Source organism: Actinomadura sp. NPDC048394 (genome assembly GCF_040651755.1).
Taxonomy (GTDB): Bacteria; Actinomycetota; Actinomycetes; order Streptosporangiales; family Streptosporangiaceae; genus Spirillospora; species Spirillospora montaniterrae.
This window is the reverse complement of record NZ_JBEZJL010000079.1, coordinates 24,688-46,354: the sequence shown is the minus strand read 5'-3', so window position 1 is coordinate 46,354 and position 21,667 is coordinate 24,688. Positions and strand designations below refer to the sequence as shown.

Genomic DNA, 21,667 nt, shown 5'->3' with positions numbered 1-21,667 from the left:
GCTTGCGTTCCGTTGCGAAGCGGTGGGATCCGCCGGACATGGCCGTGCCCCGGCCCGTGAGATCGTCACGGCCGGGGCACGGCGAGGACGGTTCGGCGGCACGTGAGATCGTCACGGCCGGTTCGTCCGGAAGTCTCGATCCCCGCCCGGGATGGCCGGACGGCGGAACGGGTCTTTGGGGCGGCGAGCCCGAGGGCGGCACCGCCGGAGATCAGGCTCGGGCGACGCGGTTGACCGCGGAGAGCATGGCCTTCAGGGAGGCGGTGACGATGTTGCCGTCGATGCCGACGCCCCACACCGTCGTGCCGTTGACGTCGCACTCCACGTACGCGGCGGCGCGCGCGTCGCCGCCCGCGCTCATCGCGTGCTCGGCGTAGTCCAGCACCCGCACGCCGACCCCGACGGACGCGAGCGCGTCCTCGAACGCCGACACCGGGCCGTTGCCGACGCCCTCGATCTCGCGGATCTCGCCGTCCACCCGGACGTCGCAGCTGAGCACGTCCTTCTCGTGCACGCGGGACGTCGCGCGGTGCGCCAGCAGGCCGACGCGGGGGCCGTTGGCGAGGAACTCCGCCTCGAAGATCTCCCACATCCGCTCGGGCGTGACCTCGCCGCCCTGGTCGTCGGTGTGCTCCTGGACGACCCGGGAGAACTCGATCTGCAGCCGGCGCGGCAGCTCCAGGGAGTGCTCGGTCTTCATGATGTAGGCGACGCCGCCCTTGCCGGACTGGCTGTTGACCCGGATGACGGCCTCGTACGTCCGGCCGACGTCGTGCGGGTCGATCGGCAGGTACGGGACCTCCCAGGTGTAGTCGTCCACCGGCGTCCCGGCGGCCTCGGCGTCCCGCCGCAGGTGGTCGAAGCCCTTGTTGATGGCGTCCTGGTGGGAGCCGGAGAAGGCGGTGTAGACCAGGTCGCCGCCGTAGGGGTGCCGCTCGTGCACGGGCAGCTGGTTGCAGTACTCGACCGTGCGGCGGATCTCGTCGATGTCGGAGAAGTCGATCTGCGGGTCGACGCCCTGGGTGAACAGGTTCAGGCCCAGGGTGACCAGGCACACGTTGCCGGTGCGCTCGCCGTTGCCGAACAGGCAGCCCTCGATCCGGTCGGCGCCCGCCATGTAGCCGAGCTCGGCGGCGGCGACGGCGGTGCCGCGGTCGTTGTGCGGGTGCAGCGACAGCACGACCGAGTCGCGGTAGGCCAGGTTCCGGTTCATCCACTCGATCTGGTCGGCGTAGATGTTCGGGGTCGCCATCTCGACCGTCGCCGGCAGGTTGACGATGACCTTCTTCTCCGGCGTGGGCTTCCACACGTCGTTGACGGCGTTGCAGACCTCGACCGCGTACTCCAGCTCGGTGCCGGTGAACGACTCCGGCGAGTACTCGAAGAAGATCTCGGTGTCGCCCATGTCCTCGGCGAGCTTGGCGCACAGCTTCGCGCCCTCCACCGCGATCGCGGTGATGCCGTCCTTGTCCTGCCCGAACACCACGCGGCGCTGCAGCGTGCTGGTCGAGTTGTACAGGTGGACGATGGCCTGCTTCGCGCCGCGCACCGCCTCGAAGGTCTTCTCGATCAGCTCGGGACGGGCCTGCGTCAGCACCTGGATCACCACGTCGTCGGGGATCCGGCCCTCGTCGATGATCTGCCGGACGAAGTCGTAGTCGGTCTGGCTGGCCGCCGGGAAGCCGACCTCGATCTCCTTGTAGCCCATCCGTACCAGCAGCTCGAACATCTTGAGCTTGCGGTGCGCGTCCATCGGGTCGATCAGCGCCTGGTTGCCGTCCCGCAGGTCGACCGCGCACCAGCGCGGGGCCTCGGTGATGACCTTGTCGGGCCAGGTCCGGTCGGTCAGCTTGATCGGGGTGAACGGCCGGTAGCGCTCGAACGGCATGCCGGAAGACTGCTGTTGCGGATACATCCGATGTGATCTCTCTGCTCGAACCTCACGGCCGACGTCCATAACGAAGTCCCGCAGCGAGGGAGCCGACCTTGTTACAGGCCCCCGCTGCGGCCGCTAAGGAGGAGCAGCTCACGCAACACGCCTGCCAACGTAACAGACGACGTCCCAGTTACGGAAACCGACGTCCGGATACTGAGACAACAGGGGCCTCTGCCGTCTCCTCCAACGGCGTCCGGCCCGCCGCGCATTCCCGGCCCGCCGCGTCAGGGGACGAGCACGGACAGGCAGGTCACACAGCCCTCCAGGGCCTCGAACTCGCTGATGTCGACGCTGGTCACGCGCAGCCCGTCCGCGGCGAACCGCGCCGCGGTGCGCGGCGCGGACGCCGACATCAGCACGTGGTCCGGGCCGAGCAGCACCACGTGGGCGCCCGCCGGCTCCGGGACGACCCGGATGAACGGCAGCACCGCGGTGTCCACCAGCTCCGGCACCCCGACCAGGCTGCCGTCCGGCAGCGCCGTCATCGCCGACTTCAGGTGCAGGCAGCCGCGCGTGTCGACCGGCACCACCCGCCGCCCGCCCAGCAGGTGCGCGAGCTGGCAGATGCCCTCCTCGTTGGTGCGCGCGCCGCGCCCCACGTACACGGTGTCGCCGACGCACAGCACGTCCCCGCCGTCCAGGGTGCCCGGCGCCTTGATCCGCTCGACCCGCAGCCCCAGCTCGCGGACGGCCTGCTCGGTTCCGGACGTCTCGCCCCGCCGGCGCGTCTCCCCCGACCTGCCGAGCACCGCCAGGTCCCCGCACACCACCACCGTGTCCTCGACGAACACCGCGTCCGGATGGTCGTCGGCGGGCGGCACCGCCCGCACCCGCCGGCCGGACGCCCGCAGCGCCGCGACGTAGGCTTCGTGCTGCCGCGCGGCGAGCGCCGTGTCGACCGGGCGGCGCCCGATGTGGGTGACGATCCCCTCGGCGAGCCGCGGCCCCGGCGGCCGCACCAGGGCGGTGCCTGGGTCCGGACGGGCGTGGGCGGGGTCCGGGCGGGCGTGGGCGGGGTCCATGTCAGCGGGACGCCCCCTCGGTGGTGACGATCACGCCCAGCGCGTACGCGCGGGACATGCCGAGCAGCTCGGCGACGGCGTGCAGCGCCTGCCGCTCCCCCTCGTCGAGCGGGCCGTCCGCCAGCGCGATGCGGACGGCCTCGGCCAGGAACCACTCCTTGGCCTCCACGGCGAGGTGGGCGCCCGCCCGCTCGACCTCCTGGCCCAGGAACACCGGCGCCACCACCAGATCGGCGTCGATGGCGTCGTCGTCGTAGTCCGGCTCCCCGTAGCGGGTGACGGTCTCGATCGCGCGGTAGCGGGCCGCCGCGTCCTCCGGCGCGCCCGAGCGCAGCACGAGGGCCGCGGCGGCGCGCATGCCGGCCGGCAGCGCCGCCGCCATCTGCTGCGCGGTCGGCGCCCGCAGCGCCGACACCGGGAACCGGCCGCGGCACGAACGGCACTCCACCGCGTGCCCGAGCCGCCACAGCGGCACCAGCGGCACGAAGAACAGGCTGAACCAGCGCCGCGCGGCCCGCCGCCGGTAGGCGCGGTCGCCGCCGCACTGCGGGCAGTGGAACGTGCCCTCCCCGACCGTGCGGAAGACGACCGTCAGCCCGAAAACGAGCAACACCGGGGCTCTCCTCCCAAAACGGACTTCGCTCCAAAGTACCGACCCGGCGCCGCCGACGTGGCCGTCCCGGCGAACCCGGCCGCTCCGTTTACGCTGGGTCCATGACCGGTGACCTGGGTTCCGACGCCGGCCGCGCGCGGCCGCGGCCGTCCTTCCTGCCGCCCGAGGGGGCTCCGCCGGACCCGGTGCCCGCCGAGCCCGGCCCGCCGCCCGCGCCCGCGCCGGGCCCGCGCCGCGCCGGCTGGGACTTCGCCGTGATCGCCGCCTCCGCCGTGCTGGTGGTGTCGGCGTTCCTGCCGTGGGCGCACGCCCAGACCGTCCTCGACCTGTTCGGCCGGTCCCTCGTCCGCGACCAGGGCAGCGTCGCCGGCATCGACGCCGACAACATCGTCCTCGCGGTCCCCGTGCTGGCGGTGGTGGCGATCGTCATGGCGTTCTGGAACCTCGTCGCCCGCGACCCCCGGATCGGCGCGCTCGCCGCCGTCCCGGCCATCCTGTCACTGGTGACCTGCGGCATCTTCGTGCTGCGGCTCGGCGACGTGCCGAACCGCCTGCCGGACTACGGGCTGAACCTCACCTACCAGGTCAGCCTCCGGTACGGCTGGTTCCTGGCGGTCGCGATGAGCCTGCTGCTGGCCGTGTTCAGCCTCGTCCGCCCCATCTCCGACCGGCTGGCGGCCAAGGACGGGGGACGGCCGGGCACCGAGGAGGAGTACGCCGCCCAGCAGTACGCGGCGGCGCAGCAGTACGCGGAGCAGCAGCGCTACTGGGCCGAGCAGGGCGCCGCGTGGCCCGAGGAGGCGCAGGCGTGGGGCCAAGCGCCCGAGCAGGCGCAGGCCTGGGGCCAGGCCCCTGAGCAGGCGCAATCCTGGAGCCGGACTCCTGAGCGGGCGGAGGCCGCGAGCAACGGCCCCGAGGAGCCGCAGTCCGGGGAACGCGGTGCCGAGGAGGCGCAGGCCTCGGAGCGCGGCGCCGAGGAGCCGCACGCCGACCAGCGGGCCTCCGGCGGGCCCGTCCGCCCGTCACCGCAGCCGGAACAGGAGTGATCCACCGCCCGGGCCGGTCGCTGGAACGGCCGGTCGCGGGAACGGTCAGTCGTAGAAGCCGAGCCGCCGCAGCTGCTTCGGGTCGCGCTGCCAGTCCTTCAGGACGCTGACCCGCAGGTCGAGGAAGACCTTGGTGCCGAGCAGCGCCTCGATCTGCCGCCGCGCCGCCGCGCCCACCTCGCGCAGCCGCGCGCCCTTGTGACCGATGATGATGCCCTTCTGGCTGGGCCGCTCCACGAACAGGTGCGCGTAGACGTCGATCAGGTCGTCGCGGCCCTCGCGCGGGTTCATCTCGTCCACGACGACGGCGATCGAGTGCGGCAGCTCGTCGCGGACGCCCTCCAGCGCGGCCTCGCGGATCAGCTCGCCGATGAGGACCTGCTCGGGCTCGTCGGTGAGGTCGCCCTCCGGATACAGCGGCATGCCCTCGGGCAGCCGCGAGATCAGCAGGTCGCCGACGAGGCCGACCTGGAAGCCGTCCGCCGCCGAGCACGGCACGATGTCGGCGAACTCGCCGAGCCGCCCCACCGCGAGCAGCTGCTCGGCGACCTGCTCCGGCGCGGCCAGGTCGGTCTTGGTGACGATCGCCACGACCGGCGTCCGCTTCACCGCCGCCAGCTCCCGCGCGATGTACTTGTCGCCGGGCCCGACGGGCTGGTCCGCCGGGACGCAGAACCCGATCACGTCGACCTCGGTGAGGGTGGAGCGGACGAGGCTGTCCAGCCGCTCCCCCAGCAGCGTGCGGGGCTTGTGCAGGCCGGGCGTGTCGACGACGACGAGCTGCGCGTCCGGCCGGTGCACGATCCCGCGGATCGCCCGCCGGGTCGTCTGCGGCCGGCTGCTGGTGATCGCCACCTTGGTGCCGACCAGCGCGTTCATCAGGGTGGACTTCCCCACGTTGGGCCGCCCGATGAAGCAGGCGAACCCCGCCCGGTACCCCTCAGGCACGGCCCCCATCACATCTCCGCTCGTCACCTGCCAATTGTCGCCCACCCCGAGACGCCCCACGACCACCCGCCCCCGCCGCGCCAGCCACGCGCAAGCCCCGAACCCAACCCCGCGCAAGTCCGAACCTCAGCCCCGGCAGGTCGAACCTCAGCCCCGGCAGGTCGAACCTCAGCCGCCGGCCACGGGCGGGAACGCGGAGCGAGCGCCAGCGAGCGGGAAACAGCCGCCGACCGTGACGGGGGTTCCAGGGGGTCGCCCCCTGGGTCAACGCTGCGGGGGTTCCAGGGGGTCGTCCCCCTGGGTGAGAACCGCTGTGACCTCGGCGGCCTTGCGGGCGTGGGCGGCGGCGGTCTCGTCGGGGAGGCCGAGGAAGCGGGCGAGGTCGGCGAGGACGGCGGCCACGGGGCCGATGGTGGCGACGGCGGTGGCGCCGCCGGTGACGTGGCCCTCGTACGGGAGCAGCGCCTCGTAGGCGCGGGCGGCGAGGCCGGGCTCGCCGAGCGCGATGGCGCGGCGCCCGCGGATCGCCATGACGAGGTCGTAGAAGTAGTCGCGGCGGACGGGTCCGGCGTCGGCCGGGACGGCGCGGCGGGCCTCGTCGACGCGGCCGGCGGAGGCGAGCGCCAGGGCGTGGATGTCGGCGGTCGCGGCGACGTGCGGCCACCGCTCGCGCAGCCAGGCGGTCTCGCCGACCAGGTCGCCGGCGCGGCCCTGGACGTACCGCAGGCAGAACGCGCCGACGAGCATCATGCCGCGCTCGCTGCTCCAGATGCCGGTCCGGCCGATGGCGCCGCCGACCTGGGTGTAGACCCGTTCGGCCTCGTCGTAGCGGGCGCGGAAGGTGTGCGCGAGGCCGCCGTACCATTCGGCGATCATGGCGAGCAGCGGGAGGCCGTACTGCTCGGCGAGGCGGTGGCCCTCGTCCAGGTGGCGGCGGGCGGCGGCGAGGTCGAGGGAGGCGACCTCGGTCTGCTGGAGTTGCAGGTGGGCGAGGACGAGGTAGCCGGGGAGGTCGTGCTCGGTCGCGAGGGCGAGGAGTTCGGCGGCGATGCGGCGGCGGTCGTGCAGGCCGCCGGCGGAGCGGTACCCGTTGAGGTAGGCGCCGTTGAGCGCGGCGGCCAGCAGGGCGGGGTCGCCGAGGCCGCGGGCGGTCTCGACGGCCTCGCGGGCCGCCGTGGCGCCGCGGTCGTCCTGCTCGCCCTCCAGTTCGATCGCCAGGGTCGTCAGGAGGCGGGCGCGGAGGGCGGGGTCGTCGCCGGGCGGGCCGGCGAGTGCGTGCTCGGTCGCCTCGATGACGTCCCGGTCGAGGATCCCGTACTCGCGGCTGGTCCACAGGGTCGGCACGTCGAAGGCGGCGATGATCCGCGCGAGGAGGCGGACGTCGCCGAGCGCGCGGGCGTCGGCGATGGCGCGGCGGCGCCGGTCGCGGGCGTCGACGACCTGCCCGGCCAGCGCGGTCGCGCGGATCGCGGCGACCTCGGTCTCCAGCCGTTCGCGGTCGGCGGCGCCGCCCTGGGCGCGCAGCGTGTCGGCGGCGCGGACCCACAGGTCGGCGGCGACGCGGTGGGCGTAGCGGGCCTCGGCCGCGGCCGCCGCGAGCCGCGCGTACCGGACGGCCCGGTCGGGCGCCGTGCCGGACTCGAGGTAGTGGTGCGCGATGGCGGCGACCTCGTCGGGGCCGCGCCGTTCGAGGGAGGCGGCGACGCGGCCGTGCAGGCGGGCGCGGCGGGCGCTCGACAGGCCGGTGTAGAGGGTGTCGCGGACGAGGGCGTGCGCGAACCGCAGGCGTCCGGGCGCGGGCTCGGTGACCAGTCCGGCGGCGAGGGCGGCCTCGACGGCGTCGAGCACGGCGTCCTCGTCGCCGGACAGGTCGGCGAGCACGTCGAGGCGGGCGTCGCGGCCGGCGACGGCGGCGTCCCGCAGGACGGCCCGGGCGGGTTCGGGGAGCCGGGCGATGCGGCGGCGCAGCACGTCGCCGACGCCGGCGGGCACCCGGCGGGTGGCGGCGGGCAGGCCCTCGGCGGCGAGGAGCCGCGCCGTCTCGCGGGTGAAGAACGGGTTCCCGCCGGTCCGCTCGGCGATGGCGGTCAGCTCCGCGTCGCCGAGCCCGGTGGCGCAGACGGCCCGGACGAGCGCGGCGACCTCGGCGGCCGACAGCCCGGGCAGCTCGATCCGGGCGGGCTCGTGCCGGGCCAGGGTGGCGAGCGCGGCGGCGAGCGCGCCCGGGACCTCGGTCTGCCGGAACGTCGCGGCGAGCAGGACGCGGTGGTCGCGGAGCCGCCCGGCGAGGCGGGTGAGCAGCGCGAGGGTCTCCTCGTCGGCCCAGTGCAGGTCTTCGAGGACGAGCAGGAGCGGCGTCGCTTCGGCGAGCCCGGCGAGGTAGTCGCCGGCGGCGAGGTGCAGGCGGAACCGGCCGGCGCTGACGTCGGTGCCGGCGTCCCCGGTCGCGGCGTCGTCGAGGAGAGGGGCGAGGCGGCCGGCCAGTCCGGGGGGCGGCGGGGCGGTGGCGGCGAGGTCGCGGAGCAGCTCTGCCCAGGGCCAAGCGGCGGGCGCTCCTCCGGTCTCCGGCGCGCGCCCCCAGGCGCACGTCCAGCCGCGTCCGGCGAGGAGGCGGGCGAACCGTTCGGTGAGGGCGGTCTTGCCCATGCCGGCGTCACCGCTGATGAGGACGGTGGTGCCGCGCCCCGCGCCGGCTTGGCGGGCCGCCTCGTCCAGCATGGCCAGTTCCCGTTCCCGGCCGACGAACGCGGCGCCGGACGGCTCGGCGGGCGCCGTCCGCACGACGGACGGGGCGGGCCGTTCCGCGGCGCCGCCGAGGTCGGGGGCCTGGGCGAGGATGCCGGCCTCCAGGTCGCGCAGGGCCGGGCCGGGGTCGACGCCGAGCTCGTCGATCAGGGCGGCGCGGGCGCGGCGGAGCGCGGCGAGCGCGTCGCCCTGCCGTCCCGCCCGGTACAGGGCGAGGGCCAGCAGCCGCCACGCCTCCTCGCGCAGCGGGTGGCCGGCGGCGTGCGCCTCCAGGTCGGGGACGGCCTCGGCGGCGGCGCCGAGCGCGAGCATCGCCTCGGCGCGGCGCTCGACGGCGAGCCGGCGCCGCTCGTCCAGCCGGGCGGCCTCCGCGGCGGCCCACGGCAGCGCGGCGAACTCGGCGTAGGCGGGGCCGCGCCACTCGGCCAGCGCCGCCTCGGCGTCGCGGCGCGCCCCGGCCGGGTCGCCGGCGGCGAGGAGCCGCGCGGCCCCGTCGATCAGGGCGTCGAACCGCCAGGCGTCGACGGCGCCGTCCGGCAGCCGCAGGGCGTATCCGGGCGGCTCGGTGACCAGGATCCGGGCGGGCGTGCGGGGCGGGCGGCCGGGTTCGAGGACGCGCCGCAGGTGCGACACGAACGACTGGAGGCCGGCGGCGGCGCGCGGCGGGGCGGTGCCCGCCCAGAGGTCCTCGACGAGCCGGTCCGCGGGGACCATCCGGCCGTGCGCGGCGGCGAGCCGCGCGAGCACCGAGCGCCGGCGGGGGCCGCCCAGGTCGGCGGGCGCGCCCGCGACGTGCACGGCGAACGCCCCGAGGACGCGGACGGCGGTGGTCATGGCCCGATCAGCCTAACCGGGCCGTGACCGCCGCCGTGATCCCCTACCGCTCCGGTGGGATCACCACCTCGGCGGTGCTAGCGCGCCGGGGCGGGCTCCCGCTGGCGCCCGGCGTCCGCCGTGTCCGTGGAGCCGTGCGGGCCGATCTCGGGCAGGACGCGGGCGAGCGGTTTCGGCAGCCACCAGTTCGCCCGTCCGAGCAGCGCCATCGCGGCGGGCACCAGCACCAGCCGGACGACCGTCGCGTCCAGCGCGACCGCGACGGCGAGCCCCACTCCCATCTGCTTGATGACCAGGCCCGGGTCGGCGGCGAAGCCGAGGAAGACCGCGACCATGATCAGCGCGGCGCTGCTGATCACCCGGCCCGTGGCGGCCAGCCCGGACGACACCGAACCGCGCGCGTCGCCGTGCCGCAGCCACTCCTCCCGGACCCGCGACAGCAGGAACACCTCGTAGTCCATGGACACCCCGAACAGCACCGCGAACATCGGCAGCAGGATGAGCGACGACACGGGCACGCCGTGCGGGAGCCCGAGCAGGCCCGCTCCCCAGCCCCACTGGAACACCGCCGTGAGCACGCCGTAGGCGGCGCCGATCGACAGCAGGTTCATCGCGGCGGCCTTCAGCGGCGCGACCAGCGACCGGAAGACGAGCATCAGCATCACGAACGAGGTGGCGACGACGGCGCCGATCATCGGCCAGAGCCGGTCCGACAGCGAGCGCGACAGGTCCACGTACGCGGCGGTGAGGCCGGTGATCTCCGCGCCGGGCGGCAGGTCGTGCGCGCGGATCCGGTCGACGACCGCGGGCGCGTGCTCGTCCTGCGGCCCGTACCGCGGCGTCGCGACGAGGACGGCGGCGTCACGTCCCGGCGACAGCTGCGGCGGCGTCACGCTCACCACGCCGTCGGTGCGGGCGATCCGGTCCCGCAGGGCGGGCAGCGTGCCCGCGCCGGTCTTCCGCAGGTCGACGGCGACGATCAGCGGGCCGTTGGCGCCGGGGCCGAAGCCGTCGGCGACCAGGTCGTACGCGCGCCGGACGGTGTTGGACTCCGGTTCGCTGCTGGCGTCGCTCGGCCACGTGCGCATCCCGAGCGCGGGCGCCGCCAGCGTGATCATCAGGACGAGCCCGGCGAGCAGCCACGCCCACGGGCGGCGCCCGACGTGCTCGGCCCAGCGCCGCACGCGCGGCGAGTCCGCGTGGACCGTCGCGCCGGGGGCCCGGTCGCGGCGGCGCAGCACCCGGCGTCCGGCGAGGCCCAGCACCGCGGGCAGCAGCGTGACGGCGCTCGCGACGGTGAACGCCACGACGAGCCCGGTCGCGAACCCCATCGTCATGTAGACCGGGTTCCGCGACAGCACCAGCCCGCACAGCGCCAGCAGCACGGTGAACCCGGCGAAGATCACCGACTGGCCGGCGGTCGCGATCGCGCGTCCCGCCGCCTCGGGCACGTCCAGGCCCTCGGCCAGCCCCTCCCGGTGCCGGGTGAGGATGAACAGCGCGTAGTCGATCCCGACGCCGAGGCCCACCATGACCGCCAGCGTGGGCGCGGTCGTCGACACGTCGGTGAACGCGGCGAGCAGCGTCACCCCGGACACGCCGGCCCCGAGCCCGGCGAGCGCGACCGCGAGCGGCAGCCCCGCCGCCACCACCGACCCGAACGCCAGGAACAGGACCACGAGCGCGGCCACTATCCCGACGCCCTCGGCGACGCCGCCCGGCGCGGTCACGTTCTCCGGTACCTGGCCGCCGAACTCGATCTGGTAGCCGGCGGCGTCCAGGTTCCGCGTCGCCGACCTCAGCCGGTCCACGGTCTCCTTGGGCGCGAGGTCGGTGACCTGCACCGAGTACCGGACGGTGAGCAGCGCGGTCCGCCCGTCCGGGCTCGGCAGCGCCGGATCCACCGCGCTGACGTGCGGGAGCGTGCGGAGCCGCGCCCCCGCGGCGGCCAGCGCCCCCGGATCGACCCGGCCGGTCCTCGCGTGCACGACGACCCGCGCGTCCGCGCCCGACAGCGCGGGGAACCGCTCCTCCAGCAGGTCCCTCGCCTTCTGCGAGCCGCTCCCGGACTGCGTGTAGTCGTCGTGCAGCGCGCCCCCGGCGACGCCCGCGAGACCGGCCATCGCGCCGACGAGGACCAGCCAGACGACGACGGACCGCCACGGCCGCATGGCCGCTGCCTTGCCGAGGCGGTAGAGCAGGCGGGACATGGCCCTCCCCCAGAACGGTGTGAATCCGACACCGCCCAGGCTCGCCCGGCCCGCTTGCCGCCCGGTTGCCGGTGACTTGCGGTCACCGGCGAGCCCGTACGCTGGGGGCGTGAGCGAGCTGAACGCCGAGGACGCGAAGATCATCACCCTGGCCCGGTCCGCCCGGGCGCGCGCGGGCGCCGCCGAGGGCGCCGCCGTGCGGGACGAGACGGGCCGCACCTACTCCGCCACGAGCGTGGACCTGCCGTCGCTGAAGCTGTCGGCCCTCAAGGTCGCCGTCGCGATGGCCGTGTCCAGCGGCGCCGAGGACCTCGAGGCCGCCGCCGTCGTCACCGCCGCCGGCACCGCCGACCCGGCCGACGTCGCCGCCGTCCGCGACCTCGGCCCGAAGGCCCCCGTCCTCGTGGCCGCCCCCAACGGCGACCTGCGCACCACCGTCTGAACGCGCCCGGCGCGGCGGGTGCGGCCCCGGCGGGTGCGGCGAGTAAGGCCGCTAGCGGGAGAAGTCGAACTCCCAGTCCAGTTCCCACACGCGGACGACGCCGTTGTGGTCCAGCGAGGTCACGACGCGGCCGTTCCCGCTGAGGCCGAGGCCCGCCACGGAGGCGTCGTGGCGGCCCAGCACGCGCAGGCACTCGCCGGTACGGAGGTCCCACACCCTCACCTGGTCGTCCCGGCCGTCGGTGACGGCGAAGCGGCCGTCGGCGGCGATCGCGGCGAACCAGGCGTCCACGCCTTCGGCGCCGGGGACGGGCAGGCCCTCGCCCGAGCGCAGGTCCCAGATCCGCGCCGTCGCGTCGGCGCCCAGCGAGAGGCCCCGCGTGCCGTCGGCGCAGACCGCGACCTTCCGCACGGAGCCGCCGTGGCCGGTCATCGTGTGGAGCGCCTTGCCGTTCCGGACGTCCCACGCGCCCACGGTCCCGTCCTGATGGCCCGACAGCAGCACGTCCCCGCGGCCGCTCAGCGCCAGCGCGTCGGCGCCCCATCCGCTGCCGTGATCGTGCGGCAGGACGTGCAGGCGGTTTCCGGTCCGGGCGTCCCAGATGTGCGGGGCCCAGTGGTCGCCCGACGCGGTCGACACGACGCGGCTTCCGTCGCCGTTCAACAGGAGCCGGCTGATCCCGGTGCTGTGCCGTTCAGCGAGCCGGCAGACGATTTCGCCGGTCTCCGGGTTCCATACGCGGACGGCGCCGTCCTCCCCGCCTGAAGCGGCGACCCGGCCGTCGGCGCTCACCGCCACGGTGACCTCGCCGCGATGGCCGTCGAGCACGTGCAGGGCGGCACCCGACTCCACGTCCCAGACGCGGACGGTGCCGTCCCGGCCGCCCGACAGCGCCAGCGGCCCATCGCCCACGAGAGCGAGGCTGTGGACCGGACCCTCGTGTCCCGCCAGCGCGTGGCGCCGCTCGCCCCGCGCCAGGTCCCAGACCTGCACCGTCCCGTCCTCGCCGCCGGTCAGCACCAGGAGGCCGCCGTGACCCGTCACGGGCGGGACGCGGCGTTCGCCCACGATCGCCGGGGCGTCGCGGGCCCACGCGTCCGACAGCGCGGCGCGCCGCCCGTCCCGCGCCACGTCCTGCCAGCGATCGAGCAGCACGCGGTGCCGCCGGTAACCGGGAACAGCCCGGGCCCGGCGGATCTCATCGGCGGCCGCGGCGGACCGCCCCTCGGCCATCAACTCCGCCGTCCGGTCGAGCGCCCGGTCCACGACCTCGTCCTCGCGGAGCCGGTCGGCGGCCTCGCGCGGGAGCGGGTAGCTCCAGGGCGCCGCGGGTCCCGGCACCGGCATGTCCCACAGGGCGACCTCGCCCTCGTCGTCGCCGATGAGGGCGCGGCGCCCGTCGGGGCTCAGCGCCGCCACCATCGCCCGCTCCGATGTCGGCCAGGAGCGCAGGCGCCGCTTCGTGCCGAGCTCCCACAGCTCCATGGCGTTCTGGTCGCAGCAGATCGCGTAACGCCCGTCGCCGCTCACGGCGAACTCGTCCCCGAGGCCGCCCGGACGGTTCACGCTGCGGACCTCCCGGCCCGACTCCCCATCCCAGATCCGCACCCGCGCCCGGTGGTCAGCTCCCTCCTGCGTGACGACCGTCCCGCCATCGGCGCTCATCGCGGCCATGAAGGACGCTTCGCCGAACGTGCGCAGCACCCCACCCGTCCGGGTGTCCCACGCGTGCGCGACACCGGTCTCCGCGTCGCGTCCGAAGGCGACCTCGCCGTCCCGGTCGACGTGCACCGAGGCGAAGTGGGCGTAGGACGTGCCGTGCCCGTCCGCCAGCCGCCGCAGGCACCGTCCGGTGGACGCGTCCCACACCCGGACGGCCCCGTCGCCGTGCACGGTCGCCACGAGGCGCGCGTCCGCGCTCATCGCCACGTCCACGGTCGGGAGGTACGGCAGGGAGCCGCCGATGAGCGCCCCGATGAGCCCTCCGGGGCCGCTGACGTCCATTCCCGGACCGGCGGTCAGCTCGTGGGAGAGCCGTCCGGCGCGCAGGTCCCAGATCTGCGCGGGGCCGTCGTGCCCGCCGAACACCGCGCGTTCGCCCTGCGCGTCGACCGAGATCGCCCGCACACCGTACTCGGCTCCCGGCGTCCTCAGGGTCCGGACGCGGCGCGGCCCGCCCCGGCCCGGCATCCGGAACCGGCGCCGGGCGAGGTCCCACACGTGCACCTTCTCGTCCTCGCCCGCCGACAGGCCGAACCGGCCGTCGCCGCTGAACGCCACGGCGTTCACAGGCCCGCCGTGCCGCTTCAGGACCCGGGGCGCGCCGAGCCGGGGCACGGCGCCCGCCCGCTCCAGCGCGACGGTGACCTCCGGGACGTCCGGGGCGGCCCGTCCGGCGGCCAGCAGCGCCTCCTCGGCGGCCTCCGGATCACCGCGCTCCAGATGCAGCAGGCCCAGCAGATAGGCCGGCTCCCATTCCCCGGGATGCGCCGCGCGGACCTCCTCCAGATCGGCGACCACCTCCGCGTCGGTCCGCTCGCCGGTGCGCCAGAGATGCAGGCCCCGGTTGTAGGCGACGTGCGGGTTGCGCGGGTCGGCCTCGGCGGCGCGCCGCCACAGCGCCTCGGCCTCGTCGCCGCGTCCCAGGTCCAGCATCGACAGGGCCTGGTTCGACAGCTCGTCGGCCAGCCGTACGGCCGTCAGCGGCTCCGGCCGGGGGTAGGGCTCGCCGACGGCCTCGGCGTAGACCTCCGCGACGGCGTCGGCGATCCGGCCCATGTCCCTGGGCCGATCCCCCGGCGCCGGGGCCAGGCAGTCCCGCAGCAGGGCGACCAGGCCGCTGGGCATCGCGGGGATGGCGTCGAGCCGTTCGTCGGTCTCCCCCGCGAACGCCGCGGCCTCGGCGCCGGCCTCGGCGAACGCGGCGAACACCTCGGCGCCGACCTGCCCGGCCGGGCACGGGGGATGCCCGACGAACATCTCCAGCACCGTCAGCGCCCACGACCACGTGTCGGTCGCCCGCGTCAGCTTCGGCCGGGGCCCGCCGGACTCCCGCATCCGCTCGGCCGCCTCGGCCTGCTCCGGCGAGCAGTACGCCGGGGTCATCCCCCCGTACCCGGCCAGCAAGCTCGCGCCGGGCGGAACGGTGACGTCCTCCCCCGCGGCGGCACGCGCCCCGGCCAGCCCGAAGTCGGTGACCTTGGCCGTCCCGTCCCCGTCCAGCAGCACGTTCGCGGGCTTGACGTCCTGGTGGACGTGCCCGGCCCGGTGCGCGTGCTCGAGCCCCCGCGCGGTCTGGGCCGCGACGTCCAGGACGCGGCGCAGGGCCGCCCGCCTGCCGCCGGCGTACAGGCGCCCGTCCCGCACCGCGTCGGCGAGGCTGCCCCCGTCCAGCCACTCGGCGAACACCCGCGGAACGCCTCCGAGGGTCCGCACGTAGACGCATTTCACCGTGTTCGGATGCGCGCCGAGGCCCACCCACGTCGCCGCCTCGGCTTCGAACTCCCGCAGCCCCCGTCCCGCCGCCACGAGATCGGGCCGGGGCACCTTCACCGCCAGCTCGACGTTCCACCCGCGGTGCAGGACCCGGTAGACCACCCCCATCCCGCCGCTGGTGATCACGTCGCGGACCTCGTACAGCCCCAGGATCACCTCACCGGGCCGCCAGACCAGCGCAACGTCCTCATCCGCCACCGGACCGCACCCCTCCCACCGAAGCCGTCACCCGACCACCCAACAGCCTGCACCCCCACCGATTCCAGGAAAAAGCACACTGACCGGTCACCCAAAACGAGATTCAGACGTCAGCCCCAGCAGCTCGAACCTCAGCCACAGGTCACGGGCCTGGCCGTCGCGCGGTGGGTTCCGGAGGTCAAACCCCAGCAGTTCGAAGCCCAGCCCCCGTCACGGGCGGGCACGCGGAGCGAGTGCAGCGAGCGCAGCGGGCCCGCCCGCCGGTCGGCAGGCTGTTTCGCGCGGAGCGCCAGCGGAGCGGGAAACGGCCTGCCGACCGTGACGGGGGTTCCAGGGGGTCGCCCCCCTGGATCAACGCAGCCGGCGGACGAGGACGGTGCCGACGCGGTTGCGGCGGCCGGCGATCGTCTCGGCCTTCAGGGACAGGACGGGGGGCTCGCCGTCCGCGGGGCCGACCTCGGCGGTGGAGCCCTCGATCGGGACGCGGCCGAGGGCGTGCGCGAGCAGGCCGCCGACGGTCTCGACCTCCTCGGCGTCCAGCTCGACGTCGAACAGCTCGGCGAGGTCCTCCACGGGGAGCCGGGCGGTGACGCGGGCGGCGCCGTCGTCGAGCCAGGACACCGGCGGGATCTCCCGGTCGTACTCGTCGGTGATCTCGCCGACGATCTCCTCCAGGATGTCCTCGATGGTGACGAGGCCGGCGGTGCCGCCGTACTCGTCGATCACCACGGCGAGGTGGATCTGGCGGGCCTGCATCTCGCGCAGCAGCTCGTCGATCGGTTTGCTGTCCGGGACGTACGTCGCATCGCGCATGACCGAGCCGACGGTCTCGACCGCCTCGCCGGCCGGGTTCTCCTGGCTGCGGCGGACGACGTCCTTCAGGTAGGCGATGCCGACGACGTCGTCCTCGTTCTCGCCGACGACGGGGATGCGGGAGAAGCCGCTGCGCAGGGCGAGGGACATCGCCTGCCGCAGGGTCTTGCCGCGCTCGATGAACACGATGTCGGTGCGGGGCACCATCACCTCGCGGACGAGGGTGTCGCCCAGCTCGAACACCGAGTGGATCATCTGCCGCTCGTCGGGCTCGATCAGGCTGCGCTGCTCGGCGAGGTCGACGAGGTCGCGCAGCTCGGCCTCGGACGCGAACGGCCCCTCGCGGAAGCCGCGGCCCGGGGTGAGGGCGTTGCCGAGGGCGATCAGCAGCCGCGGCAGCGGCCCGAGCACCCGGGTGACCGGGTGGATCACGGCGGCGCCGGCCAGCGCGATCCGGCCGGCGTGCTGGATGCCGAGCGTGCGGGGCCCCACCCCGATCACGACGTAGCTGACCACGATCATGATCGCGGCGGCGACGACGTAGGCGCGCCACGTCTCGTCCAGCCAGGAGATGCACAGGTCCGCGACGATCACGGTGGCGACCAGCTCGCAGCCGATCCGCAGCAGCAGGACCATGTTGACGTAGCGGGCCGGGTCGGCGACGACCTCGGCGAGCTTGCCGGCGCCGCGCCGGTTCTCCCGGACGAGCTCCTCGACGGTGACCCGCGAGACGCGGGCGAGCGCGGTCTCCGCGCCGGCCAGCAGGCCCGCCATCAGGACCAGGCCCACCGCCAGGGCGGACAGCCACCCCTGGGCGGTGCTCATCGGCGGCCGCGTTCCTCCCGCCAGGAGGCGAGCAGGCCGGCCTGCAGGCCGAACATCTCCTTGTGCTCCTCCGGCTCGGCGTGGTCGTAGCCGAGGAGGTGCAGGATGCCGTGCGTGCACAGCAGTTCCAGCTCGTCCTCGGTGGCGTGCCCCGCCTCCTTCGCCTGCTTCTCGGCGACGGACGGGCACAGCACGACGTCGCCGAGCAGGCCCGGGTCGGTCTCGCCGTCCTCGTCTGCGCCGCCGGACATGTGGCCGGGGCGCAGCTCGTCCATCGGGAACGACAGCACGTCGGTGGGGCCGGGCTCGTCCATCCACTTCTCGTGCAGCTCGGTCATCGCGGCCTCGTCGACGAAGAGGATCGACAGCTCGGCGAGGGGGTGGACGCGCATGCCGTCGAGGACGTGCCGGGCGAGGGCGGCGATGCCCTTCTCGTCGACCGCGGCGCCCGACTCGTTCAGCACCTCGATGCTCACTGCCGCCCCCGCTTGCGCGGCGCGCCGCGGCCGTTCGCGCCCTGCTTGAACTCCGGCACCCGGGTCTCGTCGTACCGGTTGTAGGCGTCGACGATGTCGGTGACCAGCTTGTGCCGGACGACGTCGCGGCTGTCCAGCCGGGAGAAGTGGATGTCCTCGACGCCCTCCAGGATGTCCTGAACGACGCGGAGCCCGCTCAGCTGCCCGTTCGGCAGGTCGACCTGGGTGACGTCGCCGGTCACGACGACCTTCGACCCGAACCCGAGCCGGGTGAGGAACATCTTCATCTGCTCGGGCGAGGTGTTCTGCGCCTCGTCGAGGATGATGAACGAGTCGTTGAGGGTGCGGCCCCGCATGTAGGCGAGGGGCGCGACCTCGATGGTGCCGGCGGCCATCAGGCGCGGGATCGAGTCGGGGTCGACCATGTCGTGCAGCGCGTCGTACAGCGGCCGCAGGTACGGGTCGATCTTCTCGTAGAGCGTGCCGGGCAGGAAGCCGAGCCGCTCGCCCGCCTCGACCGCCGGGCGCGTCAGGATGATCCGGTTGACCTTCTTGTCCTGCAGCGCGCGGACGGCCTTGGCCATCGCCAGGTAGGTCTTGCCGGTGCCCGCCGGGCCGATGCCGAACACGATCGTGTGCTTGTCGATCGCGTCGACGTAGCGGCGCTGGTTCAGCGTCTTCGGCCGGATGGTGCGGCCCCGGCTGGACAGCACGTCCAGGGTGAGGACCTCCGCCGGGCGCTCGCCGCCCTCACCGCGCAGCATCGCGAGGCTGCGCTCGACCGCGTCGGGCGTGAGCTGGGTGCCGTTCTTGAGCAGCTCCAGCATCTCGGTGAACAGCCGGGACGCGAGGTCGGTCTCGCCCTCCGGGCCGGTCACGGTGATCTCGTTGCCGCGGACGTGCACGTCGACGGCGCTGCCGAACGCGCGCTCGACGGCGTGCAGCAGCTCGTCCCGGGAGCCGAGCAGGCTCACCATCGAATGGTCGTCCGGCACCACGATCTTGATCTGGGAGCGCGCGCCGTCGTCACGCCCCGTCCGAGTTGACCTCGTGTGAGTTGATTCGACCATCAGCCGGGCCTTGCGGCCTCTCCGACCTGCCTTCTGTTCGCTCCGGGTGTCCTGGGTTGCGTTTCCATGGTACTGGGCGGCCCCGACGGAACGCCGCCGCTTTTCCCCGCACCCGGTCTCCGCGTCTCTTCCCCGCACCCGGTCTCCGCGTCGCCGGGACGGCCCGGGCGGCCGCCCCTCGGCGGGACCCCCTCGGCCGGGCGGCGTCCGGCGGCGTCCGGCGGCGTCCGGTCCGGTCAGCCGGGCGGCCAGTTCAGGCCACGCCCGCCCAGCACGTGTGCGTGCACGTGGAAGACCGTCTGGCCGGCCTGGGCGCCGGTGTTGAAGACGATCCGGTAGCCGGTGCCGTCGATGCCCTCGTCCACGGCGACCCGGTGCGCCTCGCCGAGCACCTCGGCCAGCAGTTCCGGGTCGGCGGCGGCGAGCTCGGCGGCCGTGGGGTGGTGGTCCTTGGGGATGACCAGCACGTGCGTGGGCGCCTGCGGGTTGATGTCGCGGAACGCCAGGACGCGCGCGGAGTCCCGGACGACCTTGGCGGGCACGTCCCCGGAAACGATCTTGCAGAACAGGCAGTCGGTCATCTGTCTCCCCTCACGGCGGCCGCGGCCGCGTTCCGAGATCCTATCGAGACCGGTGCGGGGATGGTCCGCGACGCCCCAAGATCGCTAATGTTTCCGGCGTCGATCTCCGGTTGTCGAGCCGCATTCCGACCGGCCACTGGTTAAGGTTGTCAACTCAGGGCGTACCCCCCGGTCCGAGGGCGTTGCCGCGTCTTCGCGCGGGTGGGGGACACCCGATTCGATGCCGGTCCGCAAGGCCCGTCCGAAAGGCGGCCGGGGGACGGTGAAGGCGGCGGATAGGTGACCGAGGTCCTCAAGAACATGCCCTTTCGTAAACCCAACGGCGAGGGTGCGCGTCCCACTGACGTGACCGAGACCCTCGTGGCCAGGGGAACGGCGGGGGCCGTGGCCGTCGCCTGGGACGCCGATCAGGCGGTGACCGCGCTCTACAGCGCCAACTACCGCTCGCTCGTGCGTCTCGCCGCCATGCTCGTGCGCGACTCCGGGACCGCCGAAGAGGTCGTCCAGGACGCGTTCGTGGCGATGCACGGCGGCTGGCGCCGCCTGCGCGACCCCGACAAGGCCCTGTCGTACCTGCGCCAGTCCGTGGTCAACCGGTCGCGATCGGTGCTGCGGCACCGCGCCGTCGTGGAGAAGTACGCCCCGAAGGGGCTGCCGGACGCGCCGAGCGCGGAGGCCGGGGCGATCGGCGAACTGGAACGCTCGGCGGTGATCGACGCGCTCTCCCGGCTCCCCGCACGCCAGCGGGAGGCGCTCGTCCTGCGCTACTACGCCGATCTGTCCGAAGCGGAGATCGCCAACGCGATGGGGATCTCCCGAGGCGCCGTGAAGAGCCATACGGCGCGCGGCATGACCGCGCTACGCAACGTCCTGGAGCAGTTCTCATGACCACCGACCCCCACGACGAGCACGGCGAGATCCTCCGCCGCGCCCTGCACGCGGAGGCGGACTCGGTCACACCCGCCGACGACGGCCTGGAGCGCATCCGGGCCCGGATCGCCGATCCGCGCCGCCGGCGCTGGTTCGGCCTGGAACGGTTCGGCACCGCCTGGTACGGGCTGGACCGGTTCGCCCTCACCTGGGCGCGGCCCGCGCTCGCCGTGGCCGCGGCCGTGGCGATCGCCGGGCTCGGCGTGACCGCGCCGCAGACGATCGACCTCATCCAGCACTCGGTCGGCAACAACGGGCCGTCCGGGAGCGACCACGACGATCACACCGGCGACCACGTCGACTCGCAGGGCCGCCCGCTGCAGCCCGGGGCGCCGACGCCGTCGCAGCTCGGCACGTCCGGTTCGGCGTCCGCGTCGGCGTCGTCGTCCCCGTCGGCCTCGTCCAGCCCCACCCCGTGCGGGTCCGTCGGCGCCGGCGGCGCGAAGACGTCCACGTCGTCCGGGGCGTCGAAGAAGCCGGCGAAGGCGTCCGCCTCGCCGTGCCCGAGCGGCAGCCCCACGACGAGCCCGACGCCGACGCAGACCCCGACGACGCCGCCGCCGACGACGCCCACGCAGCCGACCGAGCAGCCGACGCCGCCGGCCACGAGCGCTCCCGCCACCACCGCCGACCAGGGCGCCGGCGCCTCCGCGCCCTAGCCCGCCCGGCCCGCCGCCCGGTCCCGCCGGCGGCGGGTCACCAGCGGCCGGTGGCGGCCAGCAGCACGGACGCGGCGGCCACCCCGGCCGTCGAGGTCCGCAGCACGGTCGGGCCGAGCCGGGTGAGGCGCCCGCCCGCCGCGGCGAACCGCTCCAGCTCCTCGTCGGCGATCCCGCCCTCCGGGCCGACCACCAGGACGATGTCCCCGGCTCCGGGCGGCCGCACGCCGCTCAGCGGCTCCTCGGCGTCCTCGTGCAGGACGAGCGCGAGCGACGCGGCGGCGATCCGGGCGGCGACGTCGGCGGTGGACGCGAGGTCCGGCACGTCCGGCAGCCGGCTGCGGCGCGCCTGCTTCGCCGCCTCGCGGGCGGCGTTGCGCCACCGCCCGAGGGCCTTCTCCCGGCGCTCCGGGCGCCACTGCGTCACGCACCGGGCCGCCGCCCACGGGACGATCTCGTCGACGCCGGCCTCGGTCATGGTCTCCACGGCCAGCTCGCCGCGGTCACCCTTCGGCAGCGCCTGCACGACCACGAGCCGCGGCGCGGGCGCCGGGTCCGTGCGGCGGGACAGCACGTCCAGGGTCAGGGACGCCTTGTCGGCCGCCGCGACGACGCATTCGGCGAGCAGCCCGGCGCCGTCGGTCAGGTCGACCCGCTCACCGGGCCGCAGCCGCCGCACGGTCGCCGCGTGCCGCCCCTCGGCGCCGTCCAGGACGACCCGGTCGGCGCGCAGCCGGCCCGGGTCGGCGAGGAACACCGGCGGACTCATGGCCCTCCCCCCGGACCACCCGCGGCGGGCCCGCCCGGGGCCGGCGGCGTGCCGT

General features: G+C 75.0%; 16 protein-coding genes. 4 read left to right on the top strand and 12 right to left on the bottom strand.

Annotated features, from left to right (window positions below; translation table 11 throughout):
• Window positions 1-211: 211 nt before the first annotated feature.
• The 3 genes from leuA to AB0C78_RS40440 all read right to left on the bottom strand — a co-directional run bounded on the left by leuA (window position 212) and on the right by AB0C78_RS40440 (window position 3,571).
• Complete coding sequence (gene leuA / locus AB0C78_RS40450) at window positions 212-1,915, bottom strand: 2-isopropylmalate synthase (protein ID WP_360758786.1); 1,704 nt, start codon at window positions 1,913-1,915, stop codon at window positions 212-214.
• Between the two features lie 245 nt (window positions 1,916-2,160).
• The gene (gene ddaH, locus AB0C78_RS40445; RefSeq protein ID WP_360758784.1) at window positions 2,161-2,958 is read right to left on the bottom strand and encodes a dimethylargininase; all 798 of its coding nucleotides are present in this window, start codon (window positions 2,956-2,958) and stop codon (window positions 2,161-2,163) included.
• Between the two features lies 1 nt (window position 2,959).
• Window positions 2,960-3,571 carry a TerB family tellurite resistance protein gene (locus AB0C78_RS40440; protein WP_360758782.1) on the bottom strand — a complete coding sequence of 204 codons (612 nt, stop codon included), beginning with the start codon at window positions 3,569-3,571 and terminating at the stop codon, window positions 2,960-2,962.
• A gap of 101 nt (window positions 3,572-3,672) precedes the next feature.
• Here AB0C78_RS40440 and AB0C78_RS40435 point away from each other — a divergent pair, with 101 nt between their 5' ends.
• Entirely contained in the window at window positions 3,673-4,617 is a 945-nt protein-coding gene (locus tag AB0C78_RS40435; RefSeq protein WP_360758780.1) for a hypothetical protein, read from the top strand.
• Between the two features lie 45 nt (window positions 4,618-4,662).
• On the opposite strand, the gene era is transcribed toward AB0C78_RS40435, so the two are convergent.
• From era to AB0C78_RS40420, 3 genes are all read right to left on the bottom strand, one after another.
• Complete coding sequence (era, locus tag AB0C78_RS40430; protein WP_360758778.1) at window positions 4,663-5,574, bottom strand: GTPase Era; 912 nt, start codon at window positions 5,572-5,574, stop codon at window positions 4,663-4,665.
• A 255-nt stretch (window positions 5,575-5,829) separates the two neighbouring features.
• Complete coding sequence (locus tag AB0C78_RS40425; RefSeq protein ID WP_360758776.1) at window positions 5,830-9,144, bottom strand: BTAD domain-containing putative transcriptional regulator; 3,315 nt, start codon at window positions 9,142-9,144, stop codon at window positions 5,830-5,832.
• A gap of 77 nt (window positions 9,145-9,221) precedes the next feature.
• Entirely contained in the window at window positions 9,222-11,354 is a 2,133-nt protein-coding gene (locus AB0C78_RS40420) for an MMPL family transporter (RefSeq protein ID WP_360758774.1), read from the bottom strand.
• Window positions 11,355-11,463: 109 nt separating this feature from the next.
• On the opposite strand from AB0C78_RS40420, the gene AB0C78_RS40415 reads away from it, so the two are divergent.
• Window positions 11,464-11,796 (top strand): cytidine deaminase, encoded by a 333-nt coding sequence (locus tag AB0C78_RS40415; RefSeq protein ID WP_360758772.1) that lies wholly within the window; start codon window positions 11,464-11,466, stop codon window positions 11,794-11,796.
• Window positions 11,797-11,847: 51 nt separating this feature from the next.
• Here the strand turns inward: AB0C78_RS40415 and AB0C78_RS40410 are convergent, their stop codons facing one another.
• The 5 genes from AB0C78_RS40410 to AB0C78_RS40390 form a co-directional block, all read right to left on the bottom strand.
• Window positions 11,848-15,489 (bottom strand): protein kinase, encoded by a 3,642-nt coding sequence (locus AB0C78_RS40410; RefSeq protein ID WP_360758770.1) that lies wholly within the window; start codon window positions 15,487-15,489, stop codon window positions 11,848-11,850.
• Window positions 15,490-15,840: 351 nt separating this feature from the next.
• The gene (locus AB0C78_RS40405) at window positions 15,841-17,127 is read right to left on the bottom strand and encodes a hemolysin family protein (protein ID WP_360758768.1); all 1,287 of its coding nucleotides are present in this window, start codon (window positions 17,125-17,127) and stop codon (window positions 15,841-15,843) included.
• Window positions 17,124-17,603, bottom strand: a complete 480-nt coding sequence (gene ybeY, locus AB0C78_RS40400) for an rRNA maturation RNase YbeY (RefSeq protein ID WP_151538411.1) — start codon at window positions 17,601-17,603, stop codon at window positions 17,124-17,126. The genes AB0C78_RS40405 and ybeY overlap by 4 nt, the downstream gene beginning before the upstream one ends.
• Window positions 17,600-18,673, bottom strand: a complete 1,074-nt coding sequence (locus tag AB0C78_RS40395) for a PhoH family protein (protein ID WP_360758766.1) — start codon at window positions 18,671-18,673, stop codon at window positions 17,600-17,602. Before AB0C78_RS40395 ends, ybeY begins: the two co-directional genes overlap by 4 nt.
• A gap of 236 nt (window positions 18,674-18,909) precedes the next feature.
• A complete protein-coding gene (locus AB0C78_RS40390; protein WP_360758764.1) occupies window positions 18,910-19,254 on the bottom strand; it encodes a histidine triad nucleotide-binding protein in 345 nt (114 codons plus the stop codon).
• 345 nt (window positions 19,255-19,599) lie between these two features.
• Here AB0C78_RS40390 and AB0C78_RS40385 point away from each other — a divergent pair, with 345 nt between their 5' ends.
• Together AB0C78_RS40385 and AB0C78_RS40380 are read left to right on the top strand one after the other, a co-directional pair.
• Window positions 19,600-20,142 (top strand): SigE family RNA polymerase sigma factor, encoded by a 543-nt coding sequence (locus AB0C78_RS40385; RefSeq protein WP_225991330.1) that lies wholly within the window; start codon window positions 19,600-19,602, stop codon window positions 20,140-20,142.
• Window positions 20,139-20,843, top strand: a complete 705-nt coding sequence (locus AB0C78_RS40380; RefSeq protein ID WP_360758762.1) for a hypothetical protein — start codon at window positions 20,139-20,141, stop codon at window positions 20,841-20,843. The genes AB0C78_RS40385 and AB0C78_RS40380 overlap by 4 nt, the downstream gene beginning before the upstream one ends.
• Before the next feature lie 37 nt (window positions 20,844-20,880).
• Here AB0C78_RS40380 and AB0C78_RS40375 read toward each other — a convergent pair whose 3' ends face one another.
• On the bottom strand, window positions 20,881-21,612 hold the full coding sequence (locus AB0C78_RS40375; protein WP_360758760.1) for a 16S rRNA (uracil(1498)-N(3))-methyltransferase: 732 nt from the start codon (window positions 21,610-21,612) through the stop codon (window positions 20,881-20,883).
• Window positions 21,613-21,667: the final 55 nt, after the last annotated feature.

What these genes read in the sequence shown, in the direction of transcription:
- AB0C78_RS40435 (WP_360758780.1), top strand. Translation starts at nt 3,673, where the DNA reads ATGACCGGTGACCTGGGTTCCGACGCCGGCCGCGCGCGGCCGCGGCCG.
- AB0C78_RS40405 (WP_360758768.1), bottom strand. Translation starts at nt 17,127, where the DNA reads ATGAGCACCGCCCAGGGGTGGCTGTCCGCCCTGGCGGTGGGCCTGGTC.
- ddaH (WP_360758784.1), bottom strand. Translation starts at nt 2,958, where the DNA reads ATGGACCCCGCCCACGCCCGCCCGGACCCCGCCCACGCCCGTCCGGAC.
- AB0C78_RS40420 (WP_360758774.1), bottom strand. Translation starts at nt 11,354, where the DNA reads ATGTCCCGCCTGCTCTACCGCCTCGGCAAGGCAGCGGCCATGCGGCCG.
- AB0C78_RS40375 (WP_360758760.1), bottom strand. Translation starts at nt 21,612, where the DNA reads ATGAGTCCGCCGGTGTTCCTCGCCGACCCGGGCCGGCTGCGCGCCGAC.
- AB0C78_RS40390 (WP_360758764.1), bottom strand. Translation starts at nt 19,254, where the DNA reads ATGACCGACTGCCTGTTCTGCAAGATCGTTTCCGGGGACGTGCCCGCC.
- AB0C78_RS40395 (WP_360758766.1), bottom strand. Translation starts at nt 18,673, where the DNA reads ATGGTCGAATCAACTCACACGAGGTCAACTCGGACGGGGCGTGACGAC.
- era (WP_360758778.1), bottom strand. Translation starts at nt 5,574, where the DNA reads ATGGGGGCCGTGCCTGAGGGGTACCGGGCGGGGTTCGCCTGCTTCATC.
- AB0C78_RS40380 (WP_360758762.1), top strand. Translation starts at nt 20,139, where the DNA reads ATGACCACCGACCCCCACGACGAGCACGGCGAGATCCTCCGCCGCGCC.
- leuA (WP_360758786.1), bottom strand. Translation starts at nt 1,915, where the DNA reads ATGTATCCGCAACAGCAGTCTTCCGGCATGCCGTTCGAGCGCTACCGG.
- AB0C78_RS40425 (WP_360758776.1), bottom strand. Translation starts at nt 9,144, where the DNA reads ATGACCACCGCCGTCCGCGTCCTCGGGGCGTTCGCCGTGCACGTCGCG.